The organism is Rhodococcus sp. B7740 (assembly GCF_000954115.1).
Lineage (GTDB): Bacteria > Actinomycetota > Actinomycetes > Mycobacteriales > Mycobacteriaceae > Rhodococcoides.
On sequence record NZ_CP010797.1, the window covers coordinates 1,692,083 to 1,712,206 of the forward strand.

General features: G+C 67.4%; 15 protein-coding genes. 6 read left to right on the forward strand and 9 right to left on the reverse strand.

Annotated elements, in window-relative coordinates; all coding sequences use genetic code 11:
* Positions 1-97 precede the first annotated feature (97 nt).
* Entirely contained in the window at positions 98-484 is a 387-nt protein-coding gene (locus NY08_RS07805; RefSeq protein WP_032398310.1) for a DoxX family protein, read from the forward strand.
* Here NY08_RS07805 and NY08_RS07810 read toward each other — a convergent pair.
* Both NY08_RS07810 and NY08_RS07815 read right to left on the reverse strand, forming a co-directional pair.
* A complete protein-coding gene (locus NY08_RS07810) occupies positions 447-3,860 on the reverse strand; it encodes an ATP-dependent helicase (RefSeq protein WP_045195732.1) in 3,414 nt (1,137 codons plus the stop codon). The two genes, NY08_RS07805 and NY08_RS07810, sit on opposite strands and share 38 nt — an antisense overlap.
* Positions 3,857-7,174 (reverse strand): ATP-dependent helicase, encoded by a 3,318-nt coding sequence (locus NY08_RS07815; RefSeq protein WP_045199957.1) that lies wholly within the window; start codon positions 7,172-7,174, stop codon positions 3,857-3,859. Before NY08_RS07815 ends, NY08_RS07810 begins: the two co-directional genes overlap by 4 nt.
* Before the next feature lie 100 nt (positions 7,175-7,274).
* On the opposite strand from NY08_RS07815, the gene NY08_RS07820 reads away from it, so the two are divergent.
* Genes NY08_RS07820 through NY08_RS07835 form a run of 4 tightly spaced genes read left to right on the forward strand, consistent with a single transcriptional unit; the run spans position 7,275 to position 10,634 of the window.
* Positions 7,275-8,051: an alpha/beta hydrolase gene (locus NY08_RS07820; RefSeq protein ID WP_045199959.1), complete on the forward strand. Its 777-nt coding sequence runs from the start codon at positions 7,275-7,277 to the stop codon at positions 8,049-8,051.
* Positions 8,052-8,393: an MGMT family protein gene (locus NY08_RS07825; protein ID WP_045195733.1), complete on the forward strand. Its 342-nt coding sequence runs from the start codon at positions 8,052-8,054 to the stop codon at positions 8,391-8,393.
* On the forward strand, positions 8,390-8,836 hold the full coding sequence (locus tag NY08_RS07830; RefSeq protein WP_045195734.1) for a PaaI family thioesterase: 447 nt from the start codon (positions 8,390-8,392) through the stop codon (positions 8,834-8,836). Before NY08_RS07825 ends, NY08_RS07830 begins: the two co-directional genes overlap by 4 nt.
* 13 nt (positions 8,837-8,849) lie before the next feature.
* Positions 8,850-10,634, forward strand: coding sequence for an NTP transferase domain-containing protein (locus tag NY08_RS07835; RefSeq protein WP_082073720.1), 1,785 nt, complete (start codon positions 8,850-8,852; stop codon positions 10,632-10,634).
* Here NY08_RS07835 and NY08_RS07840 read toward each other — a convergent pair.
* From NY08_RS07840 to NY08_RS07865, 6 genes are all read right to left on the reverse strand, one after another.
* Positions 10,588-11,316: a sirohydrochlorin chelatase gene (locus NY08_RS07840; protein WP_082073721.1), complete on the reverse strand. Its 729-nt coding sequence runs from the start codon at positions 11,314-11,316 to the stop codon at positions 10,588-10,590. The genes NY08_RS07835 and NY08_RS07840 overlap by 47 nt on opposite strands.
* Positions 11,316-12,521, reverse strand: coding sequence for a uroporphyrinogen-III synthase (locus tag NY08_RS07845; RefSeq protein ID WP_045195735.1), 1,206 nt, complete (start codon positions 12,519-12,521; stop codon positions 11,316-11,318). Before NY08_RS07845 ends, NY08_RS07840 begins: the two co-directional genes overlap by 1 nt.
* Positions 12,518-12,910, reverse strand: coding sequence for a nitrite reductase small subunit NirD (gene nirD, locus NY08_RS07850; RefSeq protein WP_032398305.1), 393 nt, complete (start codon positions 12,908-12,910; stop codon positions 12,518-12,520). Before nirD ends, NY08_RS07845 begins: the two co-directional genes overlap by 4 nt.
* 121 nt (positions 12,911-13,031) lie before the next feature.
* A complete protein-coding gene (nirB, locus tag NY08_RS07855; RefSeq protein ID WP_045195738.1) occupies positions 13,032-15,527 on the reverse strand; it encodes a nitrite reductase large subunit NirB in 2,496 nt (831 codons plus the stop codon).
* A 61-nt stretch (positions 15,528-15,588) separates the two neighbouring features.
* Complete coding sequence (locus tag NY08_RS07860) at positions 15,589-16,992, reverse strand: nitrate/nitrite transporter (RefSeq protein WP_045199965.1); 1,404 nt, start codon at positions 16,990-16,992, stop codon at positions 15,589-15,591.
* Positions 16,993-17,216: 224 nt separating this feature from the next.
* Positions 17,217-18,458, reverse strand: a complete 1,242-nt coding sequence (locus tag NY08_RS07865; protein ID WP_045199967.1) for an MFS transporter — start codon at positions 18,456-18,458, stop codon at positions 17,217-17,219.
* An 81-nt stretch (positions 18,459-18,539) separates the two neighbouring features.
* Here NY08_RS07865 and NY08_RS07870 point away from each other — a divergent pair, with 81 nt between their 5' ends.
* On the forward strand, positions 18,540-19,250 hold the full coding sequence (locus tag NY08_RS07870) for a FadR/GntR family transcriptional regulator (RefSeq protein ID WP_045195740.1): 711 nt from the start codon (positions 18,540-18,542) through the stop codon (positions 19,248-19,250).
* Here the strand turns inward: NY08_RS07870 and NY08_RS07875 are convergent.
* The gene (locus tag NY08_RS07875; protein ID WP_045199969.1) at positions 19,240-20,094 is read right to left on the reverse strand and encodes a TIGR02569 family protein; all 855 of its coding nucleotides are present in this window, start codon (positions 20,092-20,094) and stop codon (positions 19,240-19,242) included. The two genes, NY08_RS07870 and NY08_RS07875, sit on opposite strands and share 11 nt — an antisense overlap.
* Between the last annotated feature and the right edge of the window lie 30 nt (positions 20,095-20,124).

The following is a 20,124-nucleotide window of genomic DNA, read 5'->3' on the forward strand; positions in this document are numbered from 1 at the left end:
CCGAGGTACTCACCGAAGTCGAGATCATTCACGGCACGCAGCGTAACCCCATGCCAGGCTTCTGTGCCGACGACGCCGGGTGTGGCACGGTATGGGCATGACACAGAGATCGAGTCAGGCGGCCGCACTGCGCCTCGCCGGACTGCTCGCCGGAGCCGGAGTTCTGCACTTCGCCACCCCGAAGTTCTTCGATGCCCAGGTACCGACGGCCCTGCCCGGCTCGGCGCGGACCTACACGCAGGTCTCCGGCGTTGCCGAACTCGCCGTGGCCGCAACGCTTGCCGCACCGCGGACCCGTCGACTGGGCGGTGCACTCGCGGCCGCGCTGTTCGTCGTGGTCTTCCCCGCCAACATCAACCTGGCGTGGAAGTACGTGCAGAGCCCGAAGACCTCGCCGGCTCTCAAAGCAGCGATGATCGCCCGACTGCCGATGCAGATTCCACTGGTCACCGAGGCTCTGAAGGCTCGTCGGAACGCACCCTGACCCCCGGTTGCTCGGGCCCGGCCGGGCCTTCCAGGAGTTGGGCCAATTCTGTTGCGTCCGGAAGGTTTTCGGGCGAAATGGTGTGACCACTGCGTACGTAGTGGAACGCCGCGCGCACTCGATCGAGCGGTACCGGTTCGCTGCGCCCGATCGACATCAGCTCGGCCCACGCCAGCCGATAGGCCGCGAGCTGCATCGCCACGGCCCGCTGCTCCGACGCCGTCGGCTCGGCACCGGTTTTCCAGTCGACGACGGTCCAGCCGCCGTCGGGGTCTGCGAACACGGCGTCGATACGTCCTCGCAGCACCGTTCCCGCCACGGACGTCTCGAACGGCACCTCCACTTCGACGGGACTGCGGAGCGACCACTCCGAGTCGAGAAACGCCTGCTGGAGGGTTTCCAGGTCCACGTCGGCCGAGGCTCCGGTGTCGGCCGACCCCGGCAGTTCGTCCAGGTCGAGCAGTCGGGTCGCACCGAAGCGCCGCTCGATCCAGGCGTGGAACGCGGTTCCTCTGCGGGCCAACGGGTTCGGCGGGAACGGCAGCGGCCTGCGTAGGCGCGACGCCAACGCGTCGGGGTCGGCCGCGAGGTCCACCAGCTGTGTCACCGACAGGTTGCCGGGCAGAGCCACATCGACTCCTGCGACCGATCTCGCGGCCCGCTCGGCCAGCAGAGTGTCGACGTCCGCGGCCCAGTTCTCGGGGTTCTCCCGAATTCGATCATCGGTGCCGTCGTCTTCGCTCGGTGTGGCCGAGGTGTCTGCCAACGCGCGCAGCACTTCCTGCACGCCGCTCTCGATCGCTCCTCGTCGTGGACCGAGTGGATCGCGCGGCCAGGACGCGGCGTGCGGCACGGCCGCGAGTGGGTTCGACGCCCCGTCCTCCGGGGCCGAGGCCCACTGCTCGATCACCGCGATGTCGGCGAACTCCTCGACGTGCGTGTGCAACTCGTCGAGAAATTCCGACGGCCCACGCGGCTTCGTGGCGCTCTCGTCCCAGTGATGCGCGGATACCAGCAGCACCCGTTCGGTTCGGGTGAGTGCCACGTAGAACAGTCGGCGATCCTCGGCGAGCCGACGCCTCGCCAACGCATCCTTGTGACTCTTGACTGCGTCCTCCAGGTCCTTGCGATTGTGGAGCCCGTCGAGTTCGAGGACCGGAACCCCTTCCGAGCCTTCGCCGTCGAGCGCGCGGTCACCGCGCAGAGACGGCGGCAGCTCGGCCATCGCCCCGAGCCAGGTCGAGGAGGCGTTCGAGGAGGGGAACACACCCTTGGCCACGTGCGGGACCGCCACCACCTCCCATTCGAGGCCTTTCGCGGAATGAACGGTGAGCACCTGCACGCGATGGGGAGCGACCTCGACCTCACCGGGACCGAGGCCGTCCTCGACCGTCTCCGCGGCGGCGAGGAACGACAGGAATCCGGTGACCGTGGCGGTCGGATTGTCGGCGTAATCGGCCACCACATGGGCGAATTCGTCGAGATGTTCACGACCGACCGCGCCGTCGGTGCCGAACGGCGTGCGAGCCTGAGCCTCGACACCGATACCCATGATCCGCTCGATGTCGCCGACCAACTCCGTCAGAGGTTGACCGATTCGGTCGCGTAGCAGGTGGAGCTCACCTGCCAGGGCGACGATCCTGCGGTGCCCCACCTCCGAGTACCGCTCGGCCGGACCGGGATCGGCTATCGCGTCGGCCAGACCGGCCTGCTCCGACTGCTCGCCGGGCAGAGCGCTACCGAGCGCCGCCTCGAGCGCCTGTGGGTCGTCGACGCGTCCGGTGGTGCCGTAGCCGCCGCGGATCTCGAGCTCTCGGGCGCGCTGGGAGAGTGCCCGCAGATCCGTCGGCCCGATCTGCCACCGAGAGCCGGTGAGGATGCGCATCGCCGAGCTACCGGCAGTGGGGTCGGCCACCAGTCGCAGCATCGCGATGATGTCGGCCACCTCGGGAACGTGCAGCAATCCACCGAGCCCGACGACCTCCACCGGTAGTCCGCGGCTGCGCAGCACCTCCGCGATCGGCTCGGCGTCGGCGTTGCGGCGCACCAGAACCGCGGCGGTGGGCGGCATGCGATCCTGCTCGAGAGCGGAGCGGTACTCCCCCGCGATCCGGTCCGCGATCCACTCTCGTTCGTCCAGCACGGTGTCGGTGACGGCCAGGCGAACATCACCGGGAACCGCACCGGGGCGAGCCCGCAGAGTCGGCACCGGCACGCCGACGCGACGCAGTGGGTCGGTGATCAGGTTGGCCAGCGTCAATGCCTCGGGCGGATTTCGCCAGCTGGTGAGCAGCTCGAGCCGATGTGCGGGGCTTCCGTCGGCATTCGGAAAATCGGTGGCGAACCGCGGCAGATTCGCTGCCGATGCGCCGCGCCACCCGTAGATCGACTGCATCGGGTCGCCGACGGCGGTCAGGGCCAACTGCGGGTCGCTGCCGGAACCGAACAGAGACGACAGCAGCACACGCTGAGCGTGTCCGGTGTCCTGGTACTCGTCGAGCAAGACGAGCCGGAACCGTTGCCTCTCGGCGATTCCCACCTCGGCATGCTCGGCGGCGACCCGCGCCGCCATCGACATCTGCGAGCCGAAATCCAGTGCGCCCTCGCGACGCAGGGTCTGCGCAAGCCGTTCCACCAACGGCAGCAACCCGATTCGTTGATGCTGCGCGTCGAGAATGTTCAGCAACTCCTTGGTGGGCCCGCCGCGTTGTCGTGGCCCCGGCCCGAGAGTGTGCACCAGTTTCTCCAGCTCCACGTGCGCGTGGCGCAGATCCTCGGGATCGACCAGATGCTCGGCCAATTGACCGGAAAGCGCGAGTACGGCCTCGGTCACCGACGTGGGGTTGCGGTCGGTGTCCAGGTCGCCGTCCCAGGTACTGACGACACGGTGGGCCAGCTGCCACAGTTCGGTTTCCGAGAGCAGTGTCGCGGACGGTTCGATCGGCAACAGCAAGCCGTGCTCGGTGAGCAGGCGGCCCGCATAGGAGTGGTAAGTGCTCACTTCCGGCTCGGCACCGAGGATTCGCTCGCGCAGCGCCAGACTCGGATCGAGTGCACGCACCAGATCGGATCCGGCCAGCCGAGCCAGCCGAGCTCTGATCCGAGAGGTCAACTGCTGTGCGGCTTTTCGAGTGAAGGTCAGACCCAGAACCTGGTCGGGTTCGACGAAACCGTTGGCCACCATCCACACCACGCGGGCCGCCATGGTCTCGGTCTTGCCCGCACCTGCTCCCGCGACGACGAGCGTCGGGCCGGGCGGGGCGGCGATCACGGCGGCCTGTTCGTCGGTCGGTGGATGCTTCTGCCCGAGCGCCCGGGCGAGCTCGACCGGCGACACCAGCACCGAACCGGTCCGTGTCTTCGTCGATGTCGTCATTGCTCGGTCACCTGCCTACCCGTCTCGTGTGCCGGACAACTGGACTTGACCGGGCAGTGCCTGCACCCGTCGTTGACACGCGCCTCGAACGTCGGTCCCTGCGTCGCCGATGCGGCCTGGTGCACGGTGTCTCGCCACTCCTCGAGTTTCTCCGGTGTCGGCACGTCCTGGACGCGCTGCGTCGCCCCGTCCTTGTTGTGAGGCTTGGCCACGAACACCAGCCGCGCTCCGCCGGGCTCTCCCGCAGGCTCGCCCTCGATCGCACCGGCTGCTGCGGCGACCTGGTAGGTGGCCAGCTGATGGTGGCCCTGGGCATCCTCCTTGGACATCACGGTCTTGGCCGTCTTGACGTCGATGATCACCGGCCGTCCGTCCGGGTCGTGCTCGAGTCGGTCGATGCGGCCGCGCAACGCCACCGCCGGTTCGTCCTCCGACCGAGCGTCGAGTATGCCGTCGACCCGCACCTCGACGCCGGCCTCGGTGAGCTCGCCTCGGCTGCCCTGCAACCAGCTCTCGAACGTCTCGAGCATCGCCCCGGTTCGGTCGAGCTCGTGCCGTGAGTACCACTGCGATCCGAGATCGACTGCATCCCAAGCTGTTTCGAGAGCACGACGGAGTTGCTCCGGTGGTATCCGACCGGCCACTGCCTGGACGAGAGTGTGCACGAGCGTGCCGGTGACCGCATGGGTGTTGGTGCCGTCGTTGCCGCCGTGACGTTCGAGCATCCACCGCAGCGGACAGGTGGTGAGTTGTTCCACCGTGGACGGCGACAGCGGCACCGGACCGTCGCCGAGCTGCCACAACGGCGCGTCGGTACTGGGCCCTGCCACCCCGAACCACTCGTCGGGATGGGCACCTCGGACACCGGCGTGGGCGAGAGTGGCCAGATGCCGGGCCGCTCGGGCTCGCTTGTCCGGATCCTGCTCGGCGACAATCGGATCGCACACCACACTCCGCAGTTCGGCCACCAGCATCGGCAGCGCCAACACTCGGTGTGCGGTCTCGGGCCCGGGGAGCTCGGGTACGAGATCCGACTCACCTCCCGCGTCGACGCCGCGGAGTTCGTCCACGAATCGCGACCGGACCAGATCGGCGTCTCCGGTACTGGAATCGACGGCGGTGACGAGCAAGGTCGATCGGGCGCGACTGCACGCCACCAGAAACAGGGTGCGCTCCTCGGCCAGCAACGGTGCCGACTTCGACAGTCGCCCGTCGAGCGCCGCGGCCGCGTCGACCTTGCCGGACGCGAGGTCGACCAGGGTGTCGGTGCCCAGGAGACTGCCGCGTGACCGCAGACCCGGCCACAGCCCTTCCTGCACCCCGGCAACCGCGACGAGCTCCCATTCCCGACCCGCGGCAGAATGCGCGCTCAGCAGCGTCACCGCGTCGGCCCGAACCGTGGCGCGGTGTGAGTTGAGAGTGGGGATCTCCTGCTGCGCAATGTAATCGAGAAATCCACCGATCTGCGCCCGGGGCAACCTGTCCACGTATGCCGCCGCCGCGTCGAACAACGCCACCACCGCATCCAGGTCGCGGTCGGCCTGAGCACCGGCCGAGCCACCCCAGGCGGACGCCGCGGCCCAACGCCGCTCGAGTCCCGAAGCCTGCCATGCCGCCCACAACACGTCCTCGACCCCGCGGCCCGTGCGGGCGAGAGCCCGCGCCTTCCGGATGACACCGAGGGCTCTGCGCAACGGGGCGGACTCGACGTCCGACAGTCCGTTCGTCCACCCGGCACTCCCCCGAGCGTCGTCGGTGAGTACGACTCTGAGCAGCTCCGCCGAGTCGCGCTCGCCGCCCGATGCGAGCTCGAGCCTGCGCACGCCGCGGCGCAATCGCCGCAGACCCACCGGGTCGGCTCCGCCGATCGGCCCGGAGAGCAATGCGAGTGCATCTTCACCGTCGAAGCTCGGGTCGGAGATCGCCCGCAGTACCAGCAGGAGACCCACGGCCCCGTGCTGGCGGTGCAACGGTAGCTCCGAGGTCGGGGTGATCATCGGAACCCCTGCCCCGTGCAGCGCCCTACGCAACGGTGCGAGGGTGCGCGGTACCGACCGCACCACGATCGCCATCTCCGACCAGGGCATGCCGTCGATCAGGTGGGCCCGACGCATGGCGTCGGCGATGATCGCCGCCTCCTTCGCAGGCGAGGACACGACGTGCACCCGCGCTGCCGGCGCTCCGAATCGGGCCCTGCCCACCGGTTCGGGGCAGCGGTGGCGACCGAGGCCCGGCAATCTTCTCGCCACGATGTCGGTCAGCTCGGCGACCTCTGGCACGGAGCGGTAGTTGCGTGTGAGCACAACGCGGCGCGGCGAGCCCGCCTCGACCAGATCGGCCACGAAAGCGGGATCGGCACCGCGGAAAGTGAACACGGATTGATCGGGATCCCCGGCGACGACTGTCGATTCGGTGTCGGTGCCGATCAACCGAACCAGCTGCGCCGCTTGCGGATCGAGGTGCTGCGCGTCGTCGACGACGAGGTGCCGGATACGCGCGCGTTCGCTGCGCAACAGTTCGGGATCGGTGGCGAACGCCATGAGCGCGGCACCGATCAGCTCGGCGGCGTCCAGACCAGGAGCCGTGGCTCCCGCCGCCTCCACTCCCACAGCACCGCGCAGCAACATGGCCTGCTCGTATCGGGCCGCGAACCTCCCGACGGCGACCCACTCGGGCTTGCCGTGCTTGCGGCCGAGTTTGATCAGGTCTTCCGGTCCGATGCCGCGTTCGGCGGACCTGAGCATCATGTCTCGCACCGCAGTGACGAATCCCGCGGTGCCGAGGGCCGGACGCAGCCGCTCCGGCCAGTCGAGCGCCCCGTCCTCCAGATCGCCGCGCAGCATCTCGCGCACCACGGCGTCCTGCTCGGCACCGGTCAGCAATCGCGGTGGCGGATTGCCGTACAGCGAGGCCTGCAGCCGCAGCACCGCGAAGGCGTAGGAGTGCACCGTGCGCACCAACGGTTCACGCGTCGCCCGCAGTGCGTGATCGCCGCTGAACAGACCCGAGGTGATGACCTCGCGCACCGCGGTTGCCGCCCGTTTGGACTGGGTCAGTACCAGAACCGACTCCGGATCACCGGTGACGATGCGCGAGACCGCGTAATCGGCGACGAGCGAAGTCTTACCCGTGCCGGGACCACCCAGGATCTGCCATGGATTCCATCGCGGCGCACCCGACGCGGCCGCTGCTGCCGCGTCGGGAGTCGACGACAGCAGCCGAGCTGCCGAGCCGGTCCACTCCCGTGCCGGGCGAGCCACCTTGGGTGCACGGACGAGAGTGACCGTCGCGCCGTGTCTGCCGTCCGAGCTCATGACACAGATGCAATCACGAGCCACCGACAGACCGGGCCACGGCAGTCGTCGACACCCGTCGAACCGGAGACGCGACCGCGCATACGGCATAGTGGTCGACGTGCCCGAGTTGAATCTGCATACGTTCGGACCCGCAGACGGTCCCGAAATCCTTGCCGTCCACGGTGTGACCGGCCACGGTGCCCGCTGGTGGGATCTCGCCGAGAATCACCTGCCCGAGGCCCGAATTCTGGCTCCTGATCTGATCGGCCACGGCTATTCTCCGGCCACGCCGCCCTGGGACATCGACGCGCAGGTCACGGCTCTGAAGGCCGTGTTGGACGCCCACGCGCGCGGTCCGGTGGTGGTGCTCGGGCATTCGTACGGCGGCGCGTTGGCCGTGCACCTCGCACAGAGGTTCCCGGACGCGGTGCGGGCGCTGGTTCTGCTCGATCCCGCGATCGCTCTGCCGCCGGACGAGCTGCTCGAGGTGGCCGAGGCCACCGCGAAGTCCCCTGACTACACCGACGCCGACGAGGCGCGATCGGAGAAGATCCACGGGGCGTGGGCAGACGTGCCCACCGAATTACTCGACCGCGAGGTCGCCGACCACCTGGTCCCCGCAGAAGGCGGAAAGGTGGCGTGGCGAATGTCGATTCCGGCGATCGTCGCGACGTGGGGCGAGCTCGCTCGTCCGATCGTGGTACCCGCCGAGAGCGTCCCGACCATCGTGGTTCGGGCCATGCGCGTCGAACCCCCTTATGTCACCGACGAATTCCTCGCTGCACTGCGAGAGAAACTCGGTGAGAACCTGCGTACCGTCGAGCTGGACTGCGATCACATGGTCGGCCAGGCCAAGCCGGTCGAGGTCGCCGAACTGGTGCGATCTGTGCTGTAGATGGCCCCGATCACCGAAGCCCAGGTCGAAAGGGTTCGCGCGCTGGTCGCGTCGATCCCCCCGGGATTCGTTGCCACCTACGGAGACATCGCGGCTGCCGCGGACCTGTCCAGCCCCCGCATCGTCGGCTGGATCATGCGCACCGATTCAGCGGACCTGCCCTGGCATCGAGTCCTCGGCGCGAGCGGAAAGCCGGCCCCGCACCTTGCCGCGAGACAGCTCGCCGCCCTGGCCGACGAAGGCGTGCCGAGTCACGACGGGCGGGTGCCGTTGACCTCGATTCGGTTCGACTTCGGGGCGCTCCCACCCCCGACTGCGCCGACCACTAATCTCGGAGAATGAACATCAGGGACGCGTTCGAGCAGTTCGATCCACGCCCCACGGCGAAGTTCGCTCTGTCGAAGGCCAGCAGCTTCGTCGCGTCCGCCGGTCTCGTCGTCGACGAGGTCTCGGGCACCAGGGTTGCGGGGCACATCGATTTGACGGACGAGCACTTCACGCCGTGGGGCGTCGTCCACGGCGGCGTCTACACCACTGCCGTCGAGAGCGCCGCCAGCATCGGTGCCAGCGAGGCGGTCAAGGATCGCGGTGAATTCGCAGTCGGCGTACACAACGGCACCGACTTTCTGCGCGCCAGCAAGGGCGGTCGCGTCGACGTTGTCGCAGAACCGTTGCAGCAGGGCCGCGTTCAGCAACTGTGGCTGGTCACGATCACGGCCTCGGACAGCGGCAAGACCATTGCGCGAGGGCAGGTTCGCCTGCAGAACGTGCCGCTGCCGACATGACCGAGCTCGCACCGTGACACGGCCGGTCTGCGACGCGATCGTTCTCGCCGGCGGCCGAGGGTCGAGGATGGCAGATCCCGAGCACCCCGCTGCGTCGGAGGGGGTCGACAAGCCTGCCCTGACCGTCGGCGGACGTCGCATGGTCGACATCGCCGTGGACGCGGTATCGAGCTGTCGCAGAACGGTTCTCGTGGGTCCGCTCCGAACCGGAGTGCCCGAGCACGTGGTGCAGACTCGCGAGTCGCCCGCAGGCGGTGGGCCGGTCGCCGCTCTCGCCGCCGGACTGAAGTCACTCGACTCCGCAGAGTCGGAGGGCACCGCAGATCTGGTGGTGGTCGTTGCGTCGGATCTGCCCTTTCTCGACGCCGCGGCGGTCGAATCGCTGATCGGTTCCATATCCCACTCGCGCACCGACGCCGTCTTCGCCCGCGACGGTCACGGCCGCACCCAGTTCCTGCTCGGCATCTGGCAACTGTCTGCCTTGCGCTCTGCTGTGGCACAGCTCGATTCGCTGGACGGCGCACCGATGCGCAGAATCGTTCCCGCGGAACACACGGTCATCCCGATGTCCGGCATCGAGGACTGCGATACCCGTTCCGATCTGCTCGCGGCCCGCCGCGCCGCGCAGCTGCCGGAGACGTTGGAGGTCGGCGACGCGCTCGAGCGAATTCGGCGTCGACTCGCTCCCCTGCCGGTCCATCGAGTCACGGTGCGGGACAGTGTCGGAACCGTTCTCGCGGAACCACTCGTGTCCCGGACCGCATTGCCGGCAGTCGACATCTCCGCGATGGACGGCTACGCCGTCTGCGGCACCGAACCCTGGACGCTGCGGTCCGACATCGCGTACGCCGGAAGCTCGAACATCGCCGAACTCACCGACGGTACGGCGGTGCGCATAGCGACCGGAGCCGCGCTTCCGCCCGGAGCGACGTCGGTGGTTCGCGACGAACACGTGATCCGCGAGCCCGACGGGTCCGCTCGGCGAATGCCGACGGCCCCGCAGTCCGACGACACGCGTCGACGCGGCGAGGACTGGCTGCCCGGCACAGAACTCGTCGCAGCAGGCACCCCGATCGATGCCGCGGTACGGTCGCTCGCCGCCAGCGCCGAGGTGTTCGAGATGGCGGTTCGAGGCCCGGTCCGCGGGCGAGTTGTCATCAGCGGCAACGAGATTCGATCCACCGGACCACTCGCCCCCGGCGAGACGAGGGACGTTCTCGGATCGGTACTGCCGGAGTACCTGGCACACTGCGGTATCACCGTCGTCGATGTGACGCTGCTCGACGATACCGCGACGGGGTTTCGAGACGTGCTGACCCGCACCGAGGACGTGGACGTGATCATCGTCGTCGGGGCAACCGGAGGCGGGGCCGCCGATCAGCTCCGCACGACCCTCGTCGGCCTCGATGCGGAGACCGTCGTCGGGCGAATGCGGATGCGTCCCGGGGGTTCTCAGATCACTGCGGCGCTGCCCGACGGCACGGTGGTGCTCGGCCTACCCGGCAACCCGCTGGCCGCCGTCGGCACCGCGATGCTCACCGCGCCCGCCATCGTCGACGCCCTGACCGGGAGGACGGTGCGCCCATCGCGGATCGGCCTGTTGTCCAATGCCGCCGAGGTTCGGTCCTCGACTCCTCGCATCGTCCCGGTCACCGCGGACGGCACGCGGTGGCGAGCAGATACCCAGGTCCGCACGGCACATCTGGCTCACCTCGTCGGCCGCAACGCACTGGCGGTGATCCCGGCCGAGGTCAGCGCCGACGAGCCGGTGACAATTCTTCCGTTACCGCACCACTAGATTCACCGAGAGAGCGAACACCCTCGCGGTAGCGCGCGACCACGAGATCGACGATCGCGGCATGCACTCCGAGCGGTTCACCGACGCCGTCGGCACCGGCGTCGGCCAAACGGGTGTGAAAGAGCCCGCGCGCCAACAGATACGACGCCACGAACACCCGCACATGCCCGTCGTCACGCAGAGTCGACACCGCGTCGGACACGGTGGGGGTACTGGTGGCGACGTAGCCGATGCGGACCGGGACCCGGGCGACGTCGGTCAGCATCGCTGCCGCGCGCCGATGTTCCTCCAACGCACGAGCGTCCGACGATCCGGCGGCAGCGAGCACGATACAGTCACCCGGCTGCCAACCTGCATCACGCAGTCGGTCGACCATGACCTCGGCCAGCACGCGGTCGGGTCCGAGAGCGCGGGTGACCGCGACCGAGGTGTGAGCGCTGTCGGCGATCTCTCGCGGCACATCGGTGTGCACGTGGTAGCCGGACGCAAGGAAAGCCGGAACCACCACCGCCGACTCGGCGGTATCGCGCAGCACCTCGGCCGGAGACGGCCCGAGAACGTCGACGAACGCCACGCGCGTGGTACCGATCTGCGTCGACACGGCATCGGCGAGGGCGGCGATCATCTCGACACCACGGGGGTTTCGGGTGCCGTGTGCAACCAACACCAGAGTGGGTGTCATCAGTACTTCCCTCCTTCGACGACGGCCGAACGCGAGGCCGATTCGTCGGAGTCGCAGTCCGTTTCGGTCTCGATGTGATCGAGTGCGATGCGATAGCCACGCTTGACCACGGTCTGAATTGCCTTCGGCGCGCCCAGTGAGGATCTGAGTCTGGTCATCGCGGTTTCCACCGCATGGGTGTCGCCGCCTCCGCCGGGCAGTGACGCCAACAGGTCCTCGCGGGAGACGACGCGTCCGGGATTGCGGGCCAACGTCTTCATCAGCGCCATGCCTGCCGGCGATACCGGTCGAACTTCGCCGTCGACCACCACGCACTTACCGCGGACGCTGACCACGTGTCCGCCCGCGTGCAGCCGGCCGGTTCGCCTCGGCAGCTCCTCGGCGATGTGCCGCGCGAGTGCCCCCAGACGCGCCCGCGCGGGCTGGGTGGTGGCAACGTTCAGTTGTTCCAGGGGCGCGGCCGTGACCGGCCCGACACACGCAGGCAGCACCCTCGATCTCATCGATTGCAGCAGGGGTTCGAGCACGCCGTTCTCGTCGGCGCGCATCAGCATCGACGCCACCGCCGGTGCCGAGGTGAAGCTGAGGGCATCGAGCTCGCCGACGACGACGGCTTCGATCATCCGGTCCATCGGGCTCTGGTCGTCGGGCGCCGTCCAGCGGTACACCGGCACCGGAACCACTTCGGCCCCTGCGCAGCGCAACACCTCGCAGAAGTCGGGAACCGGCTCCCATTCGGTGGTCGCGCCGTGCAGCTGCACCGCGACGCGTTTACCCTCCACCCCTTCGGCGAGCAGATGTTCGAGTACCTCCGCCGAGGACTCCGAGGCGGGCGACCATTCCTCGCGCAGATCGGCCGCTCGAATGGCACCCTTCGCCTTCGGCCCACGAGCCAGCAGGCGTGACGCGCCGAGTGCGCGCCCCAGTTCTTCGGCCTGCCCCCACCCGTCCGCTGCCTCGATCCAGCCACGAAAGCCGATTCCTGTTGTGGCAACGGTGATCTCGGGCGGATCGGCGATGACGGCGGCGGTGACGCGTTCGAGTTCGGCGTCGTCGGCCAAAGGGATGATGCGGATTGCAGGTGCATGCATCACGGTGGCACCGCGCCGCTCGAGCAGAGTTGCGAACTCCTCGGCCCGACGCGACGCCGTGATTCCGACCGTGAACCCGGCCAGAGGCAGTGCTGCCCCGGCGATTTCGCTCACGTAGATCCGCCGCGGACGAGCACGACGCCTTCGACGCAGGAGACCTCGAAGGATCCGAGGGTGACCTGCGGGTCGTCGAGGCAGCGCCCGTCGGCCAGGGAGAAGACCTGCTTGAGCAACGGCGACGCGACGGTGGGTTCGCCTCCGCGGTCTCCCACCAGTCCGCGTGACATCACTGCTGCGTGTCCGTACGGATCGATGTTGCCCACCGCGAACAGTCGTCCGTCGTCGAGCAGGAACAGCGCCGCCTGGGTGCCACCTCGCAGGAGCACCGCCACTCCGCGCCCCGGAATCAGTGCGTCGAGTGTGCATGCCGGGGTCCAATCACGAGCGATGCCGTTCGGTACCGCTGTTGGTGACTTCACTGTTGATGAATCGATGACAGTCATGGCGCACCTCCTGATCAGCTATTCCACGTTGCTTGTGTTTCTGGGCCGTTAAGTCGCGATTACTCGTCTGTGCACATGCACTCAGTCTCGTGACCTGCCGGTTGTCAGCTCCCGCGGCGGTTCACGCGCCGATACGCGGCATTCCCATCAGCACGGGTACCTTGCGTGCCCCGGACTCGTCGAACGCGATGGTGGGGTCGGCCTCGTCCGGGGCGTTGACGAAGGAGACGAATCGACCGAGTTTCTCGTCGTCTTCGAGCACACCCGCCCATTCGTCCTTGTACCCGGCGACGTGGCGTTCCATGTCGGCCTCCAGCTCCGCACCGATGCCGAGGCTGTCCTCGCACACGACCGCTCTGAGGTGGTCGAGGCCTCCATCGAGCGACTCGAGCCACGGCGCTGTGCGCTGCAACCGATCGGCCGTACGCACGTAGAACATGAGGTAGCGGTCGATGTAGCTGACCAGGGTGGCATCGTCGAGGTTCGAGGCCAGCAGCTGAGCGTGCTTGGGTGACTGACCGCCGTTCCCGCCCACGTACAGATTCCAGCCGCCCTCCGTCGCGATGATCCCGACGTCCTTGCCGCGAGCTTCGGCGCATTCGCGCGCGCAGCCCGAGACACCGAACTTGATCTTGTGCGGCGATCGCAGACCCCGGTAGCGGTTCTCGAGATCGACGGCCATTCCCACCGAGTCCTGGACGCCGTAGCGGCACCAACTGGAGCCGACGCAGCTCTTGACCGTCCGCAGCGACTTTCCGTACGCCTGGCCCGATTCCATACCGGCGTCGACGAGGCGCTTCCAGATCGCCGGTAGCTGCTCGACGCGGGCACCGAACATGTCGATGCGCTGGCCTCCGGTCACCTTAGTGTACAGCCCGAAATCGCGGGCCACCTCACCGATGACGATGAGCTGCTCGGGCGTGCACTCGCCTCCTGGCATCCGGGGCACCACCGAGTACGTGCCGTTCTTCTGGATGTTGGCCAGGAAGTGGTCGTTGGTGTCCTGCAGTGACGCCTGCTCGCCGTCGAGAATGTGATCCGAGGACGTCGAGGCCAGAATCGATGCCACGACGGGCTTGCAGATGTCGCAGCCGGTTCCGGTGCCGTATTTGGCGATCAGCGACGAGAAGGTGCGGGTGTTCGTGGCCCGAACGATCTCGAACAGCTCGGCCCTGGACTGAGCGAAGTGCTCGCACAACGACTTCGAGAGCACCACCCCGGATGCCGCCAGCAACGACTTGATGGACGGCAGGCATCCACCGCAGGTGGTGCCCGCAGTGGTGCAGCTCTTCACCGCCGCCAGATCGCAGGCCCCGTCGGCGATCGCCGAGCAGATCGCCCCCTTGCTCACACCGTTGCACGAGCAGATCTCGGCGTCGTCGGGCAGCGCACCGATACCGACCTGTTCGGCTGCTGGTGAGATCAGGGCACCCGGGTCGCCGGGCAGTTCCCGTCCGACGAGCGGACGGAGCAGCGAGTACGCGGAGGCATCGCCGACGAGGATGCCCCCGAGGAGAGTCTTCGCGTCGTCGGTCACGACGAGTTTGGCGTACGTGCCCTTGGGTGCATCGCTGAACACCACCTCGAGCGCACCGGGAGTGGCCGCCATGGCGTCGCCGAAACTCGCGACGTCGACGCCCATCAGCTTGAGCTTGGTCGACATGTCGGCACCCGGGAATTGCGCTGCGCCACCGAGCAATCGGTCGGCCACCACCTCCGCCGTCGAATATCCGGGAGCGACCAGGCCGTAGCACCGGCCCTCGACAGCGGCACATTCACCGATCGCATAGACGGCAGGATCGGATGTACTGCAACCGATGTCGACCATGATGCCGCCGCGCTCACCGACCTCGAGGCCGCTCTCTCGTGCCAGCCGATCCTGCGGACGAACACCGGCGGAGAACACCAGCAGCGCGGCGTCGATGCTGCTGCCGTCGCTCAGTTCGACCGTCAGACCGGCGCTGTCGTTCTCGGAGATCGACGACGTGCCCACTCCCACATGTACGTTCAACCCGAGTTCGGTGACGAGGCGAGCCAACAGCGCGCCGCCGCCCTCGTCCACCTGCAACGGCATCAGCCGTGGAGCGAACTCGATGACGTGCGGGGTCATCCCCATCTTCTTCAACGCATTCGCCGCTTCGAGACCGAGGAGGCCACCGCCGACCACCACACCGACGGCTCCGGGGCCCGCGGCGTCGGCGCGAGCACGAATCCTGTCCAGGTCGTCGAGGGTGCGGTAGACGAAGCACGCGGGCAGGTCGTGACCGGCGATCGGCGGCACGAACGGGTAGGACCCGGTGGCGAGAACGAGAGCGTCGTAGTCGACGGTGTCCCCGGCCGAGGTCACGACAGTGCGATGGTCACGGTCGATGCGCTCTGCACGGACTCCGGTGCGCATCTCGACGAGTGCGTCACCGGGATAGTCGTTGCCCGCCAGCGCGAGTTCCTTGTGGTCCCACGCACCGACGTAGGACGACAGTCCCACCCTGTCGTACGCCGCCAAAGCCTCCTCGCACAGGACCGTCACCTTCCACTCGGCCGCCTCGTCGCGCGCACGCAACGCTTCGACGAATCGGTGTCCGACCATCCCGTGACCTACCACTACCGCGTTCTTCATTGCGGGTCCTTCCGATCTTCGTTGCCGTGCAGTGCGTTACGTTCTTGCCGGTGCCGGACCCTCAGACGGCTACCGGAGCGTTCGCATCGGCGGAGTCGGTCTTGCGGAGGTAGATCGCCCAGGTGACGATCGCGCACACGACGTAGAAGCCGAGGAACACCCAGAACGCCGTCGTGGCGGACTTCGCGGTACCCGAGTACGACGCCCGCAGCACCAGGTTGATTCCGACGCCGCCGAGAGCGCCGATAGCACCGGCGATGCCGATGAGTGCGCCGGACATCTTGCGCGACCAGTGCTGCTGTTCGTCGGCCGTCATACCCTGCAGTGCAACCGATTTGGCTGCGAAAATCGCCGGAATCATCTTGTAGACCGATCCGTTTCCGATACCGGAGAGCAGGAAGAGTGCGATGAATCCGACGACGAAGAGCACCATCACCGTGCCGCTGGCCGCCCCTGGCGTCGAATCGTCCCAGGTACTGGCCGCGACCAGAATTCCGGTGGCGAACGTCATGGCCACGAACGTGTACAGGGTGATCTTGCCGCCACCGATCTTGTCGGCGAGCTTGCCGCCGAACGGACGCGACAGCGACCCCAGCAACGGTCCGATGAAGGCGATCTGAGCGGCCTGCAGCGATGCCTGCGCCTGCAGAGCAGGAGTCGAGGGGCCGCCGTCGGTGAGTCCGGCGAGGAAGTTGATCTGCAGTACCTGGCCGAACGCGAAGCTGAAGCCGATGAACGATCCGAACGTGCCGATGTACAGGAAGGCAATCCACCACGAGTCCGAGAACTTCAACACGTCGATCATGGAGCGGCCGTTGGTCTTCTGGTTGTCGAGGTTGTCCATGAACAACGCGGCACCGACGGCGGCCACCGCGATGAAGACGAGATAGACGGCGCACACGATCTCGGGAGCGGTGTTGCCGATGGTGGCGATGACCAGCAAGCCGATGAGCTGGATGACAGGCACACCGATGTTGCCGCCGCCCGCGTTCAGGCCGAGCGCCCATCCCTTTTCGCGTTGAGGATAGAACGCGTTGATGTTCGTCATCGAGGATGCGAAGTTTCCGCCGCCGAGTCCGGCGAACGCCGCGACGATGATGTACGTCGTGTACGACGCCGGGTTGAGCATGAAGTACATCGTCAGCACGGTGGGGATCAGGAGCACCAGAGCACTGAAGATGGTCCAGTTACGCCCGCCGAACTTGGCCGTGGCGAAGGTGTAGGGAATCCGCAGGATCGCGCCCACGAGTGTGGGGACGGCCACCAGGAAGAACTTGCCCGCCGCGTCGATGCCGTAGACCGACAACGGCATGAACAGCACCATCACCGACCAGATCGACCAGATCGAGAATCCGACGTGCTCGGCGATGACCGACCAGATCAGATTGCGCTTGGCGATCTGCTTGCCACCGGCCTCCCAGGCCTCGACGTCCTCGGAATTCCAGTGCGCGATGTGATGGTTCACGGAGACGGGAACTGTTCCGGGTGGAACTGTCGCCGTGGTGGCTGAGCCGGCATCTGCCGAAGCGCTGCGAGAAAGGCTGGTCACGTGTGGCCTCCTGATCGGTGTGTGAACCGAACATAGGAAAGCCATGTTGCAGCGGCGCTGCGTGCGGTGACTCGCTGATTAACTCGGTCTCACGCGCCGACCGGCACCGTGGTGAGATGACGCGTCGACGTCGACGTGCGTCACCAGGTGTCTTCGAGCATCCTCGGTCTGCAGCACAGGAACCCTCCGACCAGCAGAACTGCCACGCATCCGGTGAGCAGTATCAACGGAAGTCCCCATCCACCGGACCGCGTGTGCAACAGCCCGAACAGAATCGGACCGGTCGACGACACCACGTAGCCCAGCCCCTGGGTGAATCCCGACAGCGAGGACGACCCCACCGCAGTGCGCGTCCTGAGGTTGATCAGCGTCAGCGACATCGGGAAGGTCATCGTGCCCAGCCCGACCAGACACACCCACAGGACCGTACCGGCCGTCGGCGACCAGTGCAGACCCGCGAAGCCGCCGAGATAACACGCCGCTGCGACCACCACGATGCCGTACGGGTTGCGCACCCGCGCGCAGAGAGTGGGTGCAGCCAGCGACGTGATCAGGCCCATCGCCCCGAACGCGGCCACCGAGGCACCCGCAAGGGCTTCGCCGATACCCGCATCGATCAACAGCGTCGGCAGCCACGTCAGCATCGCATAGGTGATCGTGGAGGTCATCGCGAACATCAGGACCATCCCCCACGCCAGCGAGGACCGGTGGATTCGGCCGCTCGGCTCCACGTGCACCGCGTCCGATCCGGCCTCGGCCGTCACATCCTTCTCGTCGTGGCCGCGTCGGGCCACCACGACACCGAGCCACGGCAGTGCTGCGGCCAGGCCGACGACCGCCCAGATTCCGATGGACAGCCGCCACCCGTGGGCGTCGGCGACGGGGACCGCCAGCAGAGGCGGCACCATGGTGCTGACCTGCAGGGCGCAGATGTAGATGGTGCTCACCACGGCGAGCCGGTCGGAGAAGTAGCGTTTGACCAGCGGCGGGATGACGACATTGCCGATGCCCATGCCTGCGAGGGCGATCGCGGACAGCGCCAACAACGACGCGGTGTTCGGCGCGAACGCGCGGGTGGCCATACCGATGGTGGTCAGTGCCATGGCCAGCAGAGCGGCCCGCTCGAGCCCCGTGCGCTTGGCGAGAAACGGCGTTGCCAAACCGAACACTGCGAACATCGCGGGAGGCAACATGCCCACGATGCCGATCACCGTGGCACCGAACTCGAGGTCGGTGCCGATTCTGCCGAACAGCGGGCTGATCGAGGTCACGGCGGCGCGCAGAGTCAATGCGGACAGAATGATCGCGGAGAAGACCAGAATTCGCCCGCGCAGGAGGGAGGTACCGACGATTCGGCCGGCGGGGACGGTGGGCGCACTCACCGCGCAATCATAGGATGACCGGATCATTGGGTGCAAAGTACTACTATCGACGCTGCAATGTCCCCGGCATGAGGAGCCCACGTGCGGCAGGTCCAGCGATCGAGCCTGATATCCCAGGTGACAGCTGCACTGCGCGAGGAGATCACGTCGCAGCGATGGCCGGTGGGTACCCGGATTCCCACCGAACCCGAACTGTGCGAGATGACCGGTACCGGGCGCAACACCGTGCGCGAAGCAGTGCAGGCACTCGTCCATGCAGGCATGGTCGAACGCAGACAAGGTTCGGGCACCTTCGTCATGACGTGCTCCGACCTCGGCGGGACACTGGGTAAGTACTTCTCGGACGCCCGGCACCGCGACGTCACCGAGCTGCGCGAAACCCTGGAGGTCACTGCGGCGGCACTCGCAGCCGACCGACGCGACAACGCCGACATCCGCGCCATGCTGGGTGCGCTGGCCGATCGCAACGCCGCGTGGTCCGACGACACCCCGCTGGCCGATGCCGTTCGGATCGACGCACGGCTGCACCGCGCCATCGTCGCGGCCAGCCACAACGCCATCTATCTGGAGTTCTACGATTCGCTGCTGCCGGTGATCCACGACGCCATGCGACATCACGCGATCGAGCACGACGACGATTACATCGACGAACACACCGCACTCGTGGCGGCGGTCATCGACGGCGACGCAGCCCGTGCGATGCAGGCCGCCAGGTCACTGTTCCACGAACTCTCCGAATCGCCGGCTCGTGCGGTGGAACTATCAGCTCGCGCAGCGGATCTCACAGAATGAGGCGCACCAGATCTGCTGTTCGCGCCAAGCCCGGGAAGGCCTCCGACGTCGATCGCGGGTGAAGCGCGTGGACTGCGAGACGAAACATCAACGCACGCAACAGCATCTGCGGCCATTCCGGGAGATCGTCCCAGCGGCCGACCAGACCGTCGTCGGCGTCACCCCAGGAAAGTGCGTCCACCACGGCCACCCCGGCAGCCCAGGGCGCGGGACGCCAGTACGGGGTGATGTCGCTGATCCCGGGGGCCTCGCTTCCGGAGAACAGAACCGTTCCGAACAGATCGCCGTGCACCAACTGGTCGGGTGATTCGACGGGCTTGCGAAGTGTCGCAAGCTGTTTGACCAATTCCAGACTGCTCTTGCCGCCACTGGACGACGGCTCGGGTGCGCCTGCACCGCGGGCGGAGCGTAGCGGGACCGCCTCCCAGGCAGCCCTGTCGGCAGCCACGAACACGTCCACGTCGGCCCACGGGGCCACGGGAGGCTGAACCAGAAATCGGGGTCGCTCGAGTTGAGCGGTCGCCGCGTGCAACCGCATCGACAACGAGATCACCTCGTCGTGGCGGGGCTCCGGCTCGCCGGCGACGAACGTGTCTGCGCGCCAGCCCGACACGACGTATCGGCCGTCGGTCGAACGCACGGGACGGGCGAGACGAACCCCGTCGACGGTCAACGTCTCGCGTACCTTGGCCGACCACGCGGCTCGGGCATGGTCTGCCACCGGAGACAGGACGACATCACCCAGACGCCATCCACCGTCCCAGTCCGCACCGAGAGGTGCAGGCTCGACATCGCGCAGCCCGAACGTAGAGATCACGTGCTGAGGAGGTTCGACAGAGCTCACGAACGTCACGCTACCGTCGATCGCGGCACC

Bases quoted from the DNA above. Each gene is read 5' to 3' on its own strand.
- NY08_RS07810 (WP_045195732.1), bottom strand. From the start codon at position 3,860: ATGACGACATCGACGAAGACACGGACCGGTTCGGTGCTGGTGTCGCCG.
- NY08_RS07825 (WP_045195733.1), top strand. From the start codon at position 8,052: ATGGCCCCGATCACCGAAGCCCAGGTCGAAAGGGTTCGCGCGCTGGTC.
- nirD (WP_032398305.1), bottom strand. From the start codon at position 12,910: ATGACTGTCATCGATTCATCAACAGTGAAGTCACCAACAGCGGTACCG.
- NY08_RS07815 (WP_045199957.1), bottom strand. From the start codon at position 7,174: ATGAGCTCGGACGGCAGACACGGCGCGACGGTCACTCTCGTCCGTGCA.
- nirB (WP_045195738.1), bottom strand. From the start codon at position 15,527: ATGAAGAACGCGGTAGTGGTAGGTCACGGGATGGTCGGACACCGATTC.
- NY08_RS07830 (WP_045195734.1), top strand. From the start codon at position 8,390: ATGAACATCAGGGACGCGTTCGAGCAGTTCGATCCACGCCCCACGGCG.
- NY08_RS07805 (WP_032398310.1), top strand. From the start codon at position 98: ATGACACAGAGATCGAGTCAGGCGGCCGCACTGCGCCTCGCCGGACTG.
- NY08_RS07840 (WP_082073721.1), bottom strand. From the start codon at position 11,316: ATGACACCCACTCTGGTGTTGGTTGCACACGGCACCCGAAACCCCCGT.